The 17,008-nt window shown below is 73.1% G+C and carries 15 protein-coding genes; 10 read left to right on the top strand and 5 right to left on the bottom strand.

Going from position 1 to position 17,008, the window contains the following annotated elements:
- Position 1: 1 nt before the first annotated feature.
- The 5 genes from ABZ801_RS18690 to ABZ801_RS18670 all read left to right on the top strand — a co-directional run bounded on the left by ABZ801_RS18690 (position 2) and on the right by ABZ801_RS18670 (position 5,760).
- Positions 2 to 910, top strand: coding sequence for a YegS/Rv2252/BmrU family lipid kinase (locus tag ABZ801_RS18690; protein WP_360699141.1), 909 nt, complete (start codon positions 2 to 4; stop codon positions 908 to 910).
- 303 nt (positions 911 to 1,213) lie between these two features.
- On the top strand, positions 1,214 to 1,621 hold the full coding sequence (locus ABZ801_RS18685; protein ID WP_344956352.1) for a YccF domain-containing protein: 408 nt from the start codon (positions 1,214 to 1,216) through the stop codon (positions 1,619 to 1,621).
- 119 nt (positions 1,622 to 1,740) lie between these two features.
- The gene (locus ABZ801_RS18680; protein WP_360699139.1) at positions 1,741 to 3,312 is read left to right on the top strand and encodes a metallophosphoesterase; all 1,572 of its coding nucleotides are present in this window, start codon (positions 1,741 to 1,743) and stop codon (positions 3,310 to 3,312) included.
- Positions 3,313 to 3,472: 160 nt separating this feature from the next.
- On the top strand, positions 3,473 to 3,973 hold the full coding sequence (locus tag ABZ801_RS18675; protein ID WP_360699137.1) for a DUF4234 domain-containing protein: 501 nt from the start codon (positions 3,473 to 3,475) through the stop codon (positions 3,971 to 3,973).
- Between the two features lie 137 nt (positions 3,974 to 4,110).
- Positions 4,111 to 5,760, top strand: coding sequence for a bifunctional 3'-5' exonuclease/DNA polymerase (locus ABZ801_RS18670; RefSeq protein ID WP_360699135.1), 1,650 nt, complete (start codon positions 4,111 to 4,113; stop codon positions 5,758 to 5,760).
- A gap of 5 nt (positions 5,761 to 5,765) precedes the next feature.
- Here ABZ801_RS18670 and ABZ801_RS18665 read toward each other — a convergent pair whose 3' ends face one another.
- From ABZ801_RS18665 to ABZ801_RS18645, 5 genes are all read right to left on the bottom strand, one after another.
- Entirely contained in the window at positions 5,766 to 7,034 is a 1,269-nt protein-coding gene (locus ABZ801_RS18665; RefSeq protein WP_360699133.1) for a flavin-dependent oxidoreductase, read from the bottom strand.
- Positions 7,035 to 7,106: 72 nt separating this feature from the next.
- Positions 7,107 to 8,012 (bottom strand): ABC transporter ATP-binding protein, encoded by a 906-nt coding sequence (locus tag ABZ801_RS18660; protein WP_360699131.1) that lies wholly within the window; start codon positions 8,010 to 8,012, stop codon positions 7,107 to 7,109.
- Between the two features lie 72 nt (positions 8,013 to 8,084).
- Complete coding sequence (locus tag ABZ801_RS18655; RefSeq protein ID WP_344956362.1) at positions 8,085 to 8,882, bottom strand: ABC transporter permease; 798 nt, start codon at positions 8,880 to 8,882, stop codon at positions 8,085 to 8,087.
- Complete coding sequence (locus ABZ801_RS18650) at positions 8,879 to 9,640, bottom strand: ABC transporter permease subunit (protein WP_360699128.1); 762 nt, start codon at positions 9,638 to 9,640, stop codon at positions 8,879 to 8,881. The genes ABZ801_RS18655 and ABZ801_RS18650 overlap by 4 nt, the downstream gene beginning before the upstream one ends.
- 14 nt (positions 9,641 to 9,654) lie before the next feature.
- Positions 9,655 to 10,644 (bottom strand): ABC transporter substrate-binding protein, encoded by a 990-nt coding sequence (locus tag ABZ801_RS18645; RefSeq protein WP_344956366.1) that lies wholly within the window; start codon positions 10,642 to 10,644, stop codon positions 9,655 to 9,657.
- A 321-nt stretch (positions 10,645 to 10,965) separates the two neighbouring features.
- On the opposite strand from ABZ801_RS18645, the gene ABZ801_RS18640 reads away from it, so the two are divergent.
- The 5 genes from ABZ801_RS18640 (at position 10,966) to ABZ801_RS18620 (ending at position 16,995) form a co-directional block, all read left to right on the top strand.
- Positions 10,966 to 14,433, top strand: a complete 3,468-nt coding sequence (locus ABZ801_RS18640) for a nitrate- and nitrite sensing domain-containing protein (RefSeq protein WP_360699126.1) — start codon at positions 10,966 to 10,968, stop codon at positions 14,431 to 14,433.
- Positions 14,430 to 14,885 (top strand): roadblock/LC7 domain-containing protein, encoded by a 456-nt coding sequence (locus ABZ801_RS18635; protein ID WP_344956370.1) that lies wholly within the window; start codon positions 14,430 to 14,432, stop codon positions 14,883 to 14,885. Before ABZ801_RS18640 ends, ABZ801_RS18635 begins: the two co-directional genes overlap by 4 nt.
- Positions 14,886 to 14,961: 76 nt before the next feature.
- Positions 14,962 to 15,402, top strand: a complete 441-nt coding sequence (locus ABZ801_RS18630; RefSeq protein ID WP_344956372.1) for a DUF742 domain-containing protein — start codon at positions 14,962 to 14,964, stop codon at positions 15,400 to 15,402.
- Positions 15,403 to 15,430: 28 nt separating this feature from the next.
- Positions 15,431 to 16,051 carry an ATP/GTP-binding protein gene (locus ABZ801_RS18625; protein ID WP_360699530.1) on the top strand — a complete coding sequence of 207 codons (621 nt, stop codon included), beginning with the start codon at positions 15,431 to 15,433 and terminating at the stop codon, positions 16,049 to 16,051.
- Positions 16,052 to 16,194: 143 nt separating this feature from the next.
- Positions 16,195 to 16,995 (top strand): SGNH/GDSL hydrolase family protein, encoded by an 801-nt coding sequence (locus tag ABZ801_RS18620; protein ID WP_344956374.1) that lies wholly within the window; start codon positions 16,195 to 16,197, stop codon positions 16,993 to 16,995.
- Positions 16,996 to 17,008 lie beyond the last annotated feature (13 nt).

The following is a 17,008-nucleotide window of genomic DNA, read 5'->3' as shown; positions in this document are numbered from 1 at the left end:
GATGCCGTCGCCAGAAGGCCGCCGCGCGTTCACCGCGATCGTCAACCCCGCCGCGGGCGCCTCCGCCTCAGCGGCCACGCTCGTCCCCTTGGCGCGGCTGCTGCGCGAGGCGGGGGCCGAGGTCGTCGTCGAGTACAGCCGCGGACTGCGGCACGCGGCCGCGCTCGCCCGCGCCGCCGCCGACGCCGGCCGCGTCGTGCTGGGCGTGGGCGGGGACGGCATGGTCGGCTGCGTGGGCGGCGCCCTGGCCACGACAGGGGCCGTGCTGGGAATCGTCCCCGCCGGACGCGGCAACGACTTCGCCCGTCAGCTCGGCATCCCCTCCCGGCCCGACGCACTGGCCCGCCTGCTGCTGGAGGGGGAGCCGCGCGCCGTGGACGCCATCGACGCCAACGGCACCCCCGTCCTGGGCAGCGTCTACGCGGGGGTGGACGCCGTCGCCAACGCCAACGCCAACAGGACCCGGGTGCTGCGCGGCTCGGCCGCGTACTACGTCGGCGCGTTGCGGGCCGTCCTCACCTGGCGACCGGCCGACTACCGGATCACCGTGGACGGCCAGGAGCACCGGCGCACCAGCTACACCGTGGTCGCCGCCAACTCCGGCTGGTACGGCTTCGGCCGCCACATCGCCCCCGACGCCCGCGTGGACGACGGCCTGCTCGACGTGGTCGTCATCAACCGCGCGCCGAAACCCCTGTTCTTCGCCGTGATGCGGGAGCTGGAGAACGGCCTTCACGTGCGCCGCCCCCAGGTGGAGGTCCTGCGCGGCCGCCAGGTCCGGATCGAGCTGGCCACGCCGGGCCGGACGCTCCCGTACGGGGCGGACGGCGAGCTGCCCGGGGTGCTCCCGGTGACCGCCACCGTCCTGCCCGAGGCGCTGCGCGTCCTGGCCCCTGATCCCGCCCCCTGATCCCGCCCCCGAGCCCGCCCCCGAGCCCGCGAGACGGAACGCCGGCGCCGTGCACCAGATTTGGACGGCAAGTTCTGGTCGGTTTACGCCTGCATTACGGACGTCCGTATAGCGTTCAGAACGTCCCGATAAGGGACCTAAGGGCGACTGCGGGACCGGTCATGAGATGGCGACAGCTCGCCGTTCTGGGGGGACTCATGATGACCGCGGTCGTCCTGGGCGTGGTGGCGCCGACGTCCACGGGGGTGGCGTCGGCGCCGACCGCGTCGTTCGCGCCCCCCACCGCGCCCCGGGATGCCTAGGGTGGGGCTCGTGCGCACTCTGCTGAACATCATCTGGCTCGTGCTGTCGGGATTCTGGCTGGCCGTCGGCTACGCCATCGCCGGGATCATCTGCTTCATCCTGATCATCACCATCCCGTTCGGCATCGCCTCGTTCCGCATCGCGCTGTTCGCGCTGTGGCCGTTCGGCAACACCGTGGTGCGCCGCCGCGACGCGGGCGCCGCCTCCTGCCTGGGCAACGTCATCTGGCTGGTGGTCGCCGGATGGTGGCTGGCCCTCGGCCACCTGGTCACCGGCATCGCCCTGTGCGTGACGATCATCGGCATCCCGTTCGGCATCGCCAACTTCAAGCTGATCCCGGTGTCGCTGCTGCCGCTGGGCCGCGAGATCGTCCCCACCGGCGACCCGCGCACCTTCACCGTCCAGTGAGGCGGCCGCGGGCCGGGCAGGCCGCGCGAACCGCCGGGTGAGCCCCGCCGAATCGCTTGACGGGGCAGATCATCTCCGGAAAGGGTGGCGCTGTCCCCTCATCCTGCCGGAGGTGAAGTGTGCGCGCCGAGGACGCGGCCGCGGAGCGAACCCCAGAGAACTCCCGCACGTCCGAGGCGGGCGCGGGATGGGTGTGCGGGAAGCCGGGCAGCTTCGGCGAGCTGCTGCCCGAGCGGGTCAAGCCGTTCTCCTGGCGCCGCCCCACGGTGCTGTGGCGCTCGCGCAACGACGTCATCGCCAAGCTTTTCGGCGACCCCTCCAACGGCATCCGGCGGCGCTGCGTCGCCGCGCTGACCGCGCGCGGCACGAGGGCGGCGTTCACCATGCACCGCTCGGCCACGGAGTTCTCCTTCCTGCTCCTGGGAGACACCGGTGAGGGCGACCGCTCCCAGTACGCCGTGGTGCCGCCCGCGCTGCGCGTGGGCGAGGACACCGACTTCATGGTCATCGCCAGCGACGTCATCTATCCGGCGGGGGACGCCGCCGACTACCCCGACAAGTTCTTCCGGCCGTACCAGGGCTACCCGGGGCCCATCTACGCCATCCCCGGCAACCACGACTGGTACGACGGCCTGCAGGGGTTCCTCCGGGTGTTCTGCGACCTGACGATCGACTGCACACCCGAACCCTGGCGCGGCCCCCTGGCGCTGGTGCCGCGCCTGCTGTGGCGCCGGCCGGGCGAAGTGGACGACAAGGCACTGGCCCAGGCCAGGGACCGCTACCGGGGCGCCCCCAGGCAACGCGCGCGGCAACCCGGGCCGTACTGGGCCATCGACACGCCCGCGCTGAGGATCGTGGCCATCGACACCGGCATCACCGGCGGCCTCGACCGCGACCAGGGGGCGTGGCTTCGGGAGGTCTCCGCGGGTCCCAAGCCCAAGCTGCTCATCACCGGCAAGCCCCTGTGCGTGGACGACCGCCGCGCCCCCGGCCGGATCGAAGGCGGCGGGACGGTCGACGACGTCGTCCGCGACCCGGCCAACAGCTACGTCGCCGCGATCGGCGGCGACATCCACAACTACCAGCGCTACCCGGTGCGCGTGGGCGACCGCACCATCCAGTACGTGGTGGCGGGCGGCAGCGGCGCGTTCATGCACGCCACCCACATCATCCCCCGCACCCGCCTGGTGGACGAGAACGACTTCCGCTGCTACCCGCTGCGGGGCGACTCGCTGTCGCGCTACAGCAAGCTGTACGGCAGGTGGCTGCGGCTGCCGAAGCTGTTCGAGCTCACCCCGCAGGAGGCCACCGAGGCCATCCGCCACCGCCTGGGCATCGAACCGGCCCGCGCGTACAACAGCGTGGGGGAGACCCCGGGAGCCTCCCCGTCGCGGCGCGCCCGCTTCGTCGCCGCACTGCTGGGCGTACCGAAGGGGCAGCGGCGAAGGCTGCGTTACGCGCGGCTCCCGGTGTGCAAGGTGCCGCAGCGTTTCCGTTCGGAGATGGTCGACTGGGACCGCCCGCCCTTCTTCAAGAGCTTCCTGCGCATCGACGTCACCGAGGAGCGGCTGCGGATCCGCTGCTTCGCGGCGACGGGCTGCGGCGACCAGGAGGACCGCCCGCCCGTGGAGGACGAGGTGACGATTCCGCTGCGCCCGGGGGGTGGCGACACCGCCAAAAGCGCCCGCTGATCCGGAGAACAGTGCAAATGTTCTGACGAACCGGAGAAAACTTCACGATTCGGCGCATTGGCGCATGCCGACTCTCGTACAGTCTCCACTCGTCGCAGACGATCTACGTCTGGCGACTGTCGTGACACCGTTGCCGACGAGACTTCCGGGAGTGCAGAGCATGAGCTATCCCCAGCAGGGGCAGGCGCAGCCGTATCAGCAGCCCTACCAGGGCGGCCAGGCGCCCGTACCGGTCCAGCAGCAGGCCCCGGCGCACGCCGCCGGCCAGAACATGAAGCGCCGTAACCCGGTGGGCGTCTGGCTGGGGCTCCCGATCATCACCTTCGGGATCTACCCGCTGGTGTGGTTCTACAAGGTGCACGCCGAGCTGTTCGGCTACGACCGCCGGGTCGGCGACGCGGCCACCGGCGCGCTGCTGTCGCTGCTGTTCGGCGGGATCACCCTCGGCATCTGGCCGCTGATCGTGTACGTCAAGCTCGGCGGCCGCATCGCCCAGGCGCAGCGCGCCGCGGGCCTGACCCCGAGCTGCAGCGGCGGCATGGGGTTCCTGCTCGGCATCTTCGGTTGCGGGATGCTGTACTACCAGCTGCAGCTCAACAAGGTCGTCGACCGCTACGGCGGCACCACCGCCCCCGGCCAGCAGGTTCCGCTCGCCACCTGACGACCGCACGCGGGCACGGCGGCCTCCCTCAGCCCCGTCGCCCCTCCGTGCCCGGTCACGGCCCGGAGGGGCGGGGTGGAGGGCGGCCCGGAGGACGGCGCGCCGGTTCTGTCGGTGCCGTCCGCGACACTGGAGCGGTGAGGATCGCGGTGGCCTGCGGAGAGGACGGCGGGGGCACGCTGCGTCCGGTGGGCGACGACGGCGCGCCCGCGGGGCCGGCCGAGCGCGTCGCCGACCTCGCCGCCGCGATCGCCGACCGCGAGCGCGCGGCCGCCCCCCGCTGGGTGTGGCCGTCCACCGCCCGGGTGTATCCGCGGCTGCTGCGCGCGGGCGTGCGGGTGGCGCGCTGCCACGACCTCGAACTGGTCGAGACGCTGCTGCTCGGCCACGACGGCCGCCACGGCGAGCCGCGTTCGGTGCGGGCGGCCTGGGCCAGGCTGAACGGCGCGCCCGTCCCCGACGACCCCGCGCCGCCCGACGTCCGCCCCCAGCCGTCGCTGTTCGACGACGCCGAGACCGGCGGCGCCCCCGACGCGGGCGCCCGGCACGACGACATCGACCTGGTCGTGGCGGTGCATGCCGCGCAGCGCCGCCGTGTCGCCGGGCTGGAGGGGTTCGCGCTGCTGGCGGCGGCCGAGTCGGCCGGCGCGCTGGTCGCCGCCGAGATGGGCCACGACGGGCTGCCCTGGTCGGCCGAGCGGCACGACGCCCTGCTCACCGAGCTGCTCGGGCCCCGCCCGTCCGGCGGGCTGCGCCCCCGCCGCCTGCAGGAGCTGGCCGACCGCATCGGCGAGGCGTTCGGACGGCACGTCAACCCCGACTCCCCGGCGCAGGTGGTCAAGGCGTTCGCCGCGGCCGGGCTGCCCGTCCCCTCCACCCGCGCGCACGTGCTCAAACGCGTCGACCATCCGGCGGTGCCGCTGCTGCTGGAGTACAAGGAGCTGGCCCGGCTGCACACCGCGCACGGCTGGACGTGGCTGGACACCTGGGTGTCGGGCGGGCGGTTCCGGCCCGAGTACGTGGTCGGCGGCGTGGTGTCGGGCCGCTGGGCCACCAACGGCGGCGGCGCCCTGCAGATCCCGCGGGTGCTGCGCCGCGCGGTCGTCGCCGACCCCGGCTGGGCGCTGGTGGTCGCCGACGCCGCCCAGCTGGAGCCGCGGGTGCTGGCGGCGCTGGCGGGCGACCGCGCGTTCGCCCGCGCCGCCGCCGAGGGCGACCTCTACAGCGCCCTCGCCGACGCCTTCGGCGGCGCCCGCGACAAGGCCAAGATCGCCCTGCTGTCGGCGATGTACGGGGGCGGCACCGGCGAGGCCGTGCAACTGCTGGCCGTGCTGAAGAGCCGGTTCCCCGAGGCGTTCGGGTTCGTGGAGTCGGCCGCCCGCGCGGGCGAGCGCGGTCACCTCGTCCGGTCGCTGCTGGGCCGCACCTGCCCGCCGCCGTCGGCCGAGTGGCGCGCCCTGACCGCCGAGGGCACCGAGCGCGCGGCCGCGGCGGCGCGCAGCCGGGGCCGCTTCACCCGCAACTTCGTCGTCCAGGCCACCGCCGCCGACTGGGCGCTGGTGCTGCTGGCCACGCTGCGGCGCCGGCTGGCCGCACTGGGCCCGCCCCGCCTGGTGTTCTTCCAGCACGACGAGGTGATCGTCCACTCACCCGCGGAGCTGGCCGAGGAGGTGGGGGCGGCCGTGCGGGCGTCCGCCGAGGAGGCCGGGCGCCTGCTGTTCGGCCGCACCCCCGTCGTGTTCCCGATGGAGACCGCCGTCGTCGACTGCTACGCCGACGCCAAATGAGGACGTCAGCGGCGCACGCTCAGGGACGGGCGGTTGTTCAGCGCCTCCACGTCGGAGAACGACGTCTGCCGGTAGGCGTTGCTGATGGTGGCGAGCTCCTCGGCGCTGAGCACGTCCTCGATGCGCTCGAAGCCGTCCGGGGCGCGTTCGCTGACCGTGTGCAGCACGCGGTCGGCGGGCATGTCGCGGCACGCCAGCACGATCGCGTTCACCGGCTCGCGGCGCGCCTTGTCGTAGGCGGCCAGCCCGCCGGCGGGGTCGCCGGGACGCTGCGCCAGCTCGTGGGCCAGCACCCGGGCGTCCAGGATCGCCTGCGAGCCGCCGTTGGACCCGATCGGGTACATCGGGTGGGCGGCGTCGCCGAGCAGGGTGACCCGGCCCTGGCTCCAGAACGGCAGCGGATCCCGGTCGATCATCGTGTGCTCCAGGATCCGCTCCGTCGACGACAGCAGCGCGGGCACGTCCAGCCAGTCGAACCGCCAGTCGGCGAAGTACGGCAGGAAGTCCTCCAGCCGCCCCTCCCGCGTCTCCACGTCGGGCGCCTCGGTGATCCCCTCGTCGACGAGCTTGACCTCGGCGGACCAGTTGAGCAGCGCCCGCCCCTCGTCCTGGGCCCGCCGCGAGATCGGGTAGACCACCAGCTTGGCGGCGGTGTTGCTGCCCGCCACGGCGATGGTGCGGTCGTCCAGGAACGGCTCGCCCTCGGTCATGCCGCGCCACAGCCGCACGCCGTTCCACAGCGGCCCGGACTCGCCCGGGTGCAGCTGCGCCCGCACCGTCGAGCGGAACCCGTCCGCCCCGATCAGCACGTCGCAGCGGGCGGTCTCGACCGCGCCGGTGGCGCGGTCGCGCAGCCGGGCCCGCACGCCCGCGTCGTCCTGCTCGAACGACTCGAACGCCGTCCCGGTGCGCACGGCGTCCGCGCCGAGCCGGGCCCGGACGGCGTCCAGCAGGATCAGCTGCAGCTCGCCGCGGTGGATCGAGTACTGCGGCCAGCGGTACCCCTGCGCGACGCCGCGCGGCTCGGCCCAGATGCGGCCGCCGTGCCGGTCGAAGTGCGCCATCGCGGCGGGCGTGACGCCGGTGGCGGCCAGCTCCTCGCCCAGCCCCAGCTCGGTCAGCTCGCGCACGGCGTGCGGCAGCAGGTTGATGCCGACGCTCACCGGGCGCAGCCGCGTCGCCGCCTCGACGACCTGCGTGCGGATGCCGGCCTCGTGCAGGCTGAGCGCCACGGTGAGGCCCCCGATGCCCGCTCCGACGACAAGTGCGTCCATGGATCGCCTTTCCGTCCTCGCGTTCTGAATGTCCGACCTCGACCGGCGGACGGGCCGGTCCTGCAAGCCGCCCTAGCCGTCCTTGCGCGCCGCCGCGACGTCGGCCCTGTCCGTCTTCGTGTCCGTCTTCGTGTCCGTCTTGTTGATGTCGATCCTGGTCTCGTCGGCGGTGTCCGTCTCTGCCTTCGCGGAATCGGCCGCAGTGACATCGGTCTCGCCGAGCGCGCCGTGGTCGCCGCGGACCAGGCGGCCCACCTTCGCCCGCGTGCTGATGAACTCCGGCATCGCCCGCGTCTCGATCTGGTCGCGCTCGGCCGGCAGCGGCACCGGCACGTCGGCGACCACCCCGGTGGGGGACGGCCCCAGCACGACCACCCGGTCACCGACGTAGACGCTCTCGTCGATGTCATGGGTGACCAGCAGGATCGTCATCTTCTCCGCCCGGTGCACCTGCAGGACCAGGTCCTCCAGGTCCTCCCGGGTCTGGGCGTCGACCGAGCCGAACGGCTCGTCCATCAGCAGCAGCGACGGCTGGTAGGCCAGCGCGCGGGCGATCGACACCCGCTGCTGCATGCCGCCCGACAGCTGCCAGGGGTACTTGCGGGCGGCGTCGGCGAGCCCCACCGACTCCAGCGCCCGCATCGCCGCGTCCCGCCGCTCGGTCTTGGACTTGCCGCGGCGGCGCAGCGGCAGCGCCACGTTGTCGCGCACCGTCAGCCAGGGGAACAGCGAACGGCTGTAGTCCTGGAACACCACGGCCAGCCCGTCGGGGACGCCCGCGACCTGCTCGTTGTTGAGGACGACCTTCCCGCCGGTGGGGCGGATCAGCCCGGCGATGCAGCGCAGCAGCGTGGACTTGCCGCAGCCGGACGGGCCGACGATGCTCACCAGCTCACCGTCGGGGACGGTGAGGTCCATGCCGCGGATGGCGATGTGCCCGTCCGGATAGGTGTGGCTGAGGGCGGCTATCTCCAGCACGACGTCAACCCTTCTGTTGGTGGTAGCGAGGCGTGTGCTCGCGGGGGGCGGCCCCCGCGCCCCCCTGGTCGTTCAGTTGGCCAGCCTGCGGGCACCGCTGTGCCAGGCGAGCAGCCGCCGTTCCAGCAGCACGAACGCCCCGTTGAACAGCAGGCCCAGCACGCCGAGGATGATGATCCCCGCCCACATGGCGGGCAGGTCGAAGTCGCGCTGCGCGCCGATCAGCTGGGCGCCGATGCCCGCGGTGCTGCCGACCAGCTCCGACAGCACCATCAGGATCAGCGCGAAGCCCAGGCTGACCCGCAGCCCCGCGAAGATCTTCGGGGCGGCGGACGGCAGGATCACCGTCACCAGGCGCCGGTACCGCGACAGGCCGAACACCCGTGCGGTCTCCAGCTGCAGGGAGTCCACGGTGCGCACGCCGTCGGCGCTGTTGAGCAGCACCGGCCACACCACGCTGAACGCGATCGTGATGATCTGCATGGTGGCGCCCAGCTGGAACACGATGATGAAGAACGGCAGCAGCGTGGGCGGCGGCACCGCCCGCAGGAACTGCAGCAGCGGGTCCAGCAGGTCGTTCAGCGTCCGGGAGCGGCCGATCGCCACGCCCAGCGCGACTCCGGCGACGCAGGAGATCAGCCAGCCGGCGAACAGGTGGCCCAGGCTGGTGGAGAAGTCGTCCACCGCCTTGTCGGTGAGGAACAGCCGGGACGCCGGTCCGGAGAACCACATCTCGTGCAGCGCCGAGACGATCTTCGACGGCGGGGGAAAGTACTCCTCCTGCACCGCCCGGGTGCCGATCTCCCAGGCGATCAGCGCGAGCACGACGAGCCACAGCCGCTCGGCGGCCCCGCGCAGCAGCCGCGTCATGAGACCCCCTCCACGCGGGCGGTGTTCCAGCGGAAGGCGAGCCGTTCCAGGCCGACCAGGCCCGCGTTGGCGGCCAGCCCCAGGATCCCCGCCCAGCACGCGCCGGCGAGCATGATCTCGGTGTTGCCGCCGCCGGACTGGCTCTCCATCAGGAAGTTGCCGACGCCCTCGCCGCCGCCCGCCAGCAGTTCGGCGCTGATGACCACGACGAGCCCGACGGACGCGGCGATGCGCACGCCGGTGGCGATGAACGGGCCGGCGCTGGGCAGCGACACCCGCCACAGCACCGATCCCTCACCGAAACCGAACGCGCGCAGGCTCTCCTTGGCGACCGGGTCCACGTCGCGCAGCGCGTACAGCGTGTTGATCAGGATCGGCCACAGCGAGGCGTAGAAGATCAGCGCCATCTTCTGCTGGGTGACCGAGGAGAACAGGATGAGCACCAGCGGGATCAGCGCCACCGAGGGAATGGGGCGGCACAGTTCGACCAGGAAGCGGGAGGCGGTGCCGAGCAGCGGCACCGAGCCGAGCAGGACGCCGAGGGGGACCGCGACGGCCACCGCCAGCAGCAGCCCGCCGACCCAGGCGCGCACCGTGTCGCCGACGTCGACCAGGAAGTCGCCGTCGACGGCCAGCCGTCCCGCCTCCGACAGGATCGTCGTCGCGGCGGGCAGGGCGTCCTCGTCGACCAGGCCGAGCCGGTTGACCGCCTCGACGACGAGGACCGCCCCGACCACGCCGGCGGCGCCCAGGAGCAAGCGCCGGGGGCCGATCATCCGGACGTCGCCCCGGCGATCAGCAGCGACTTGACGTCGATGCGCTGGCTGGCGATCCCGAACTGCTGCATGACGTCGGCCACGCGCTGCAGCCGGGTCGCGTTCAGCGAGGTCGGGTAGGCGGTGTACACCATCGTGGCGGCGACGTTGGCGTCGATGCCGCGCGCGTACTTGGGCAGGATGTCCTGCACCACCTTGCGGTCGGCGGCCATGCCCTGCGCCTTGACGATGGCGCGCTGGAAGGCGGCGACGGTCTTGGGGTTCTTGGTGGCGAACTCCTCGGTGGTGGCGTAGCCCGACAGCGGGAAGTCGGCGGTGGCGCCGCTGGACAGGTCGGCCAGCAGCCGGGCGCCGAGCTTCTGCTGGATCTGGGTGCCGAACGGCTCGATCGCCTGGACGGCGTCGACGCTGCCGGACTTCAGCGCGGCCTCCATGTTGGGCGGCGGAACCTCGACGAAGTTCTTGTCCTCGTCGAGTTCGACGCCCGCGGGCTTGGCGGCCGAACGCACCAGCAGCGTCGCCACGTTCCGCTTGGTGTTGACGCCGATCTTCTTGCCCTTGAGGTCGGAGATGCTGCGGATCGGGGAGTCCTTGGGAACCAGCAGCGTGTGGGTCTTCGGCGCGGCCTGCGACGCCTCGGCCACGATCTTCGTCTTCAGCGCCCCGGTGGCGGTGGCGTTGAAGAACGACACGTAGTTGCCGACGGAGATGTCGAGCTGGCCGCTCTTGAGTCGCGGGATGGCCTCCGCGCCACCGTTGATCACCTGCGTCTTGACGGTCAGGCCCTCTGCCTTGAACAGGCCGCGGCTGATGGCCAGCTGCAGCGGGGCGGTGTCACCGATCAGCATCGTGCCCACGGTGATCTCGGACTGCTCCAGGCCGTTGGCGGACTCCTTCTCCTCGGAGCCGCCGCAGGCGGCCGCCGAGGCGGCCAGGGTCAGGGCGAGGGCGCCGGCGAGCAGGGTGCGGCGATGGAGTGCATGCATTTGGCAACGCTCCGTGATGCGGGGGAGGGTCGATGAAAGTGATCTTTCAACGGTCGGGGAGCGTAGCGCACAGGCGAGCGGCATGGTCGTAAGATGCAGCTTTACACGTACAAATGTGAACAACTGCAAACAATCTGTGACATCCCCGGCTCATTCATCACAAGTTATGACCTGTGTGATCATTCGGGTTGGCTGGGATGGTAGCTCTGTGTTGCAATGTTCCGCGCTCGCCCGCAGAGGCTCTTGAGGCGCGAAATAGTGGAATCGCGTTCGGGGCATGTGGGCCGCGAGCGGTCGTCCATTGAGAGGTAGCGGAGGGCAGTGCGCACAGCGGAAGGGGCCGAGGTCGCCCCGCAGTCCCCCCGGGCAGCGCCCACTACCGGCAAGGAACCCCAGCGCAAGGGGGGTTCCGGCGGGTGGCTGCGGCTGCGCAACTGGCGCGTGACCACGCGTCTGATCGCCGTCATCGCGATCCCGACGGTCGTGGCGGCCGTGCTGGCCGGTGGCCGGGTCCTTTCCTCCGTGGACAACGCGGAGGAGTACCGGCGCAGCAGTGATCTGGCTACCGTCGGTAGTCGTCTGAGCGTGCTGTCCCAGGCGCTGGAGAACGAGCGCGACGCCATGGCCGAGCGCGCCGCGGGCGGTGCGCGCGCCGTGGACGACGACACCCTGCGGCAGCGCCAGTCGGCGGTGGACGCCGCGGCGCGTGAATACCGTCAGGCCGTCGCCGACGCGGACATCAGCGGAACGCAGCTGCGCCTCGGCCTGGCCAACATCGACAACCGGGTGCGGTCGCTGGGCGCGCTGCGGGCGCTGGCCGGACGGCTGGCCCCCGGCCCGGTCGTCGACAAGTACAGTGAGTTCAACGACGACATCCTGGCCCACCTGGTGGTGGCCGCCTACGACGCGTCCGACCCCGACACCGCCCGCAGCCTGCTGACGCTGGTGTCGCTGTCGCGCGCCAAGGACGCCGCGTCCCGCGAGCGCGCCCTCATCGCCGCGGCCCTGTGGGACCGCCGCTTCGACTCCGGCACCCTGCAGGGCGTCCAGGACGCCCGTTCGGACCTGACCCGCGGCCTGGCCGACTTCCGCGCCTCGGCGAACCTGGCCGAGCAGCGGCTGTTCGACGACACCGTCACCGGTCCCGAGCTGGACCGGGCGGAGTTCACCCGGGCCCAGGCGCTGACCCTGGCGGGCCGCTCCACGTCGCTGAGCATCCAGCCGCTGGGCCCCCGCCAGGCGGAGGACTGGGTGCGCGACTCCACCGCCCGGATCGACCGGATGCAGCAGGTGGAGACGCGCATGCGCGCCGACGTCAGCAGCCGCGTCGACGAGCTGCGCTCCGACGCCGAGTTCGCCACCGTCCGCGACGCGGTGCTGCTGGCCCTGCTGCTGGCCGTCGTCCTGGTCGTGGTCGTCGTGGTGGCCCGGTCGATGGTGCGGCCGCTGCGCCGCCTGCAGGAGGGCGCGCTGGAGGTGGCCGGCACCCGGCTGCCCGGCCTGGTGGACCGGCTGCGCGACCCGCAGGCCGCCGCCGAGGGGATCGAGGTCGAGCCCATCGACGTCGAGTCCAGGGACGAGATCGGCCAGGTGGCGCGGGCGTTCGACGAGGTCCACCGCGAGGCGGTCCGGCTGGCCGCCGACGAGGCGGTGCTGCGCGGCAACATCAACGCGATGTTCGTCAACCTGTCGCGGCGCAGCCAGACCCTGATCGAACGCCAGCTGCGGCTGATCGAGGAGCTGGAGCAGAGCGAGCGCGACGAGGAGCAGCTGGCCAACCTGTTCCGCCTGGACCACCTGGCCACCCGCATGCGCCGCAACTGCGAGAACCTGCTGGTCCTCGGCGGCCAGGACCAGGTGCGCCGGTGGAACCGCCCGGTGCCGCTGATCGACGTGGTGCGCGCCTCGCTGTCGGAGGTCGAGCAGTACGAGCGGGTCGCGGTGCGCGTGCAGGGCGACATGACCGTCGCCGGCCCGGTCGTCAACGACCTGGTGCACCTGCTGGCCGAGCTGGTGGAGAACGCCACCACGTTCTCCGCCGAGCACACCAAGGTGACGGTGTCGGGGCAGCTGCTCAGCGGCGGCGGCGCCATGCTGCAGATCAACGACAACGGCGTGGGCATGTCGTCCGAGGAGCTGGAGCAGGCCAACTGGCGGCTGGCCAACCCGCCGGTCATCGACTTCTCCGCGGCCCGCCGCATGGGCCTGTTCGTGGTCGGCCGCCTGGCGGTCCGGCACGGCATCCGGGTGGAGCTGCGGGCCGCGCAGGGCGGCGGGCTCACCGCGTTCGTGATGCTGCCGGACGCGGTGATCAGCGCCGGCGAGAGCGGCGGCGTCGGCACCCGCGGCTTCGGGTCCCGCGACGCCGAACCGGCGGGACGGCCGCAGCTGGCCGGGGTGTCGGCGCAGTCCGCGCTGGCAGGCCCCGGCGGCAACTCCGCCGGCGGGATGTTCCAGCGGGCCGAGGCCGACGACCCGTACAACGGCACCGGCGGGCAGCCGATGCTGCGCGGAACGGGCCCGCTGCCGACGGTCGGCGGCACCGGCCCGCAGCCCGGCCCGCAGTCGCCGACCGGGCCGCAGCCGGTGGCCGGAACCGGCCCGCACGGCGCGCTCGACGGCACCGGACCGCACCCCATGGCCGGCGGCACGGGCCCGCAGGCGCCGCTGCCCGGCCAGACCGGGCCGCAGCCGGCGTTCGGCAACACCGGCCCGCTGCCGATGGGCGGCGAGCACGAACCGAAGGACCCCTACGGCGTCGACGCCCGGGACCCCTACGGCGCCGACACGCGTGACCCCTACGGGGCCGACGCCCGCGACCCGTACGGCGCCGACGCCCGCGACCCGTACGGCGCCGAGGACCGGCCCGGCTACGGCGCCGAGGAGCGCCCGGGCCTCGCCGGCGACGACCGGCCCGGCTTCGGCGGCGATCTGCCCGTCCGCAAGCCCGGCGCGCATCTGCACGGCCCGGAACCGGTCGTGCCGGAGGCGCAGCCGGCCATGCCCGAGCAGAGCCCGCCCCGGCAGGTGTCGTGGGACACCGGCCCGATGCCGCCCGTCCGGCCCGGCAGGCTCGGCAGGCCGACCCGCCGGCAGCCGGGCGACCCGGGACGGCCCGTCGGCGGCGGTCAGTGGGAGGACGCGCCGTCCCCCGAACCGGCCGCCATGGACGAACCCTCCTTCGCGGAAGGCCCCTATCCGGAGGAGCCGTTCGGGCAGGGCGCCCCGCCTCCGGCGCAGACGCCTCCGGCGGGGCAGATGCCTCCGGCGCAGGCCGCTCCCGCCCCGTCTCCCGAGCAGGGGTTCGGGCAGGGCAGGCCCCGTCCGGCGGCCCGGCCACCGCAACGCGGCTCATCCGCCCCACCCGACACTATGCGTCCCTCCGAACGCTCCCCTATCTTCGATGCGATGCAGTCGGAGTGGTTCCAGCGCAGGACCGAGGGCGCGTCCGGGGATCCGGCCAAGGGCTGGGAGTCCCCGGCCGACGAGGGCTTCCGGGTGGCGGAGGCGGCGACCCGCAAGCCGGTCGCGGGCTCCCGCACGTCCGCCGGGCTGCCCAAGCGGGTGCCCGGTCGCAACCGGGTGCCCGGCGCGGTCTCGCCGCAGGAGGCCGCGGCGCGGCGCGAGCAGGCGCAGAGCCAGTCCGCTGATGTCGTACGGAATCGTTTCGCGAGCCTGCAGCGCGGCGTGCGCCGCGGACGCGATGAGGCTCGCGGCGCGGCCGGATCCGCCGGCACGCATGGTGAGGGTCCGTCACAGGATGGCGGAGAGACAGGAGGCACCCCGTGAGCGGGCAGGATCTCAACTGGTTGGTGACGAACTTCGCGGATCGCGTCCCGAAGGTCGCCCACGCCGTCGTGGTCTCCTCCGACGGGCTGCCGATGGCGTACTCGTCGGGGTTTCCGCCGGAGCGGGCCGACCAGCTGTCGGCCATCGCGTCGGGGCTGATGAGCCTCACCCAGGGCGCGGCGAAGATCTTCGACGCCGGCGGGGTGAACCAGACCGTCGTGGAGATGGACCGCGGGCTGCTGTTCGTGATGTCCATCGCCAACGGCTCGGTGTTCGCCGTGCTGGCGGCGCCCGACTGCGACCTGGGCCTGGTGGCGTACGAGATGACGTTGCTGGTGGAACGCGTGGGCCGGGTCCTGACGCCGGCGCTGCGGTCCGGGGGAGACGGGCAGCAGCCGCCGTACGGCGGGCCGTCGGTGTCGGAGATGGGTGCGGGTCCGGCCCGCTATTGACCAGCAATGACCCCGGGGGTGCGGGGGCGGCGTCCCCCCGTAGTGGCAGCGACTGACTCGGACGGAGGTCGGCGAGATGGATCGAGGCAGGCCCTACGGGCCCGGCCCGGGAGGCCCGCCCCGGTGGTCGGGCGATCCGGCCCAGGGACGCCCCGCGCCGGAGGCCCGGGCGGAGGGTGAGACCAGTTCGCTGGTGCGCCCCTACGCCGTGACGGGGGGCCGTACCAAGCCGCGGTACGACCTGGCCATCGAGGCCCTGGTCACGGCGGCCCCCTACCCGCCCCGCGACATCTCCAGCCTGACGCCCGAATACCGGGCGATCATGGATCTGTGCCGGTCGGCGCGCTCGGTCGCCGAGGTGTCGGCGATGTTGCGCATCCCGCTCGGCGTCGCTCGCGTGCTCGTCGCCGACATGGCCCTGGAGGGACTGCTGCGGCTGCACCAGTCGCGCCCCGCCAACGCCCAGCCGGACCTCCGCCTACTCGAAAGGGTGCTCAGTGGCCTTCGCAAGCTCTGAAACCGCGCCACCCGGCGCGGACGGCGAGCTGACGTCCGTCAAGATCGTCGTCGGTGGCGGCTTCGGCGTCGGCAAGACCACCTTCGTCGGGTCCGTCTCGGAGATCATGCCGCTCACCACCGAGGCGGTGATGACGGCCGCCAGCGCCGAGGTGGACGACCTGTCGGCGGTGCCCGACAAGACCACGACCACGGTCGCCATGGACTTCGGCCGCGTCTCCCTGGACAGCGAGCTGATCCTGTACCTGTTCGGCACGCCCGGCCAGCACCGGTTCTGGTTCATGTGGGACGACCTGGTGAAGGGGGCGATCGGCGCGGTGGTGCTGGTCGACACCCGCCGCCTGGAGGACTGCTTCGCCGCGGTCGACTACTTCGAGGAGCTGGGCCTGCCGTTCGTGGTGGGCGTCAACGGCTTCCACGGGGAGTTCCCGTACACGGTGGAGGACATCCGGGAGGCGCTGTCGATCAGCCGGCACGTTCCGATCGTCAAGTGCGACGCGCGCAGCCGGCAGTCCACCAAGCAGGTGCTGATCACGCTGGTGCAGCACGCGTTGGCGGTGCACTCGACGTCGGTCGGGCCGATGCCGCCGTCGGCGCCGCCGGTGCCGCCGGGCGGCGGCGCGGTGGGCACCTCGCCGAGCTGGACCTGACAGGCGCGTCGTCGATCCGGCGGGGACCCGGGCGCCGCGCGACGGCTCCGGACCCGCCGGTCCCTACGGTCGCGTAGGGATATGTGCACCCTGCATGATATGTCGTCGTGATCGGTTGGATTGCGCCGTATCAGGGGGTTGCTATGGACCAGTCCAAGGATGTGGTGTCCGCCCGGCGTGTCGCGACGTACGTCGCGGTCGGTGACAGCTTCACCGAGGGACTGAACGATCCGTACCCGGACGACCCCGACCGCTTCCGCGGCTGGGCGGACCGGCTCGCCGAGCACCTGGCCGCGCAGAACCCGGGGCTGTGTTACGCCAACCTGGCCGTGCGCGGCAAGCTGCTGCGGCAGATCGTCGCCGACCAGGTGCCGGCGGCCGTGGCGATGCGGCCGGACCTGGTGACGTTCTGCGCGGGCGGCAACGACATCATCCGGCCCGGCACCGACCCCGACGCGCTGGCCGTGGAGTTCGACGACGCCGTGCGGCGGCTGCGCGGCTGCGGCGCCGACGTCGTGGTCTTCACCGGATTCGACCCGCGCGACCACCGCGTCGGCTCCCGGCGGCTGCGCGGCAAGGCCGCCACGTTCAACATGCACCTGCGCGCCATCGCCGACCGGCGCGGCTGCGCCGTGGTGGACCTGTGGTCGCTCATGCCGGTCTTCGGGGACGCCCGCGCCTGGTACGAGGACCGCCTGCACCTGTCCCCCGAGGGGCACCGGCGCATGGCGCTGCGCGTCGCCGAGGTGATCGGCGTCCCCGTGCACGAGGACTGGCGCGAGCCGTGGCCCGCCGACGTCCCGCCCGTGGGCCGCCTCGACATGTACCGCGAGGACCTGCGCTGGGCCCGCACCTATCTGCTGCCGTGGATCGGCCGCCGCGCGACCGGCCGTTCCAGTGGCGACGGCCGCGCGCCCAAACGGCCCACGCCGCTGCCGCTGTGAGCCTTCCCCGCCG

The sequence above is a fragment of the Actinomadura sp. NPDC047616 genome, assembly GCF_040642915.1.
GTDB lineage: Bacteria > Actinomycetota > Actinomycetes > Streptosporangiales > Streptosporangiaceae > Spirillospora > Spirillospora miaoliensis.
The sequence above is the reverse complement of the archived record's forward strand: the minus strand, read 5'-3'. Positions and strand labels throughout refer to the sequence as shown.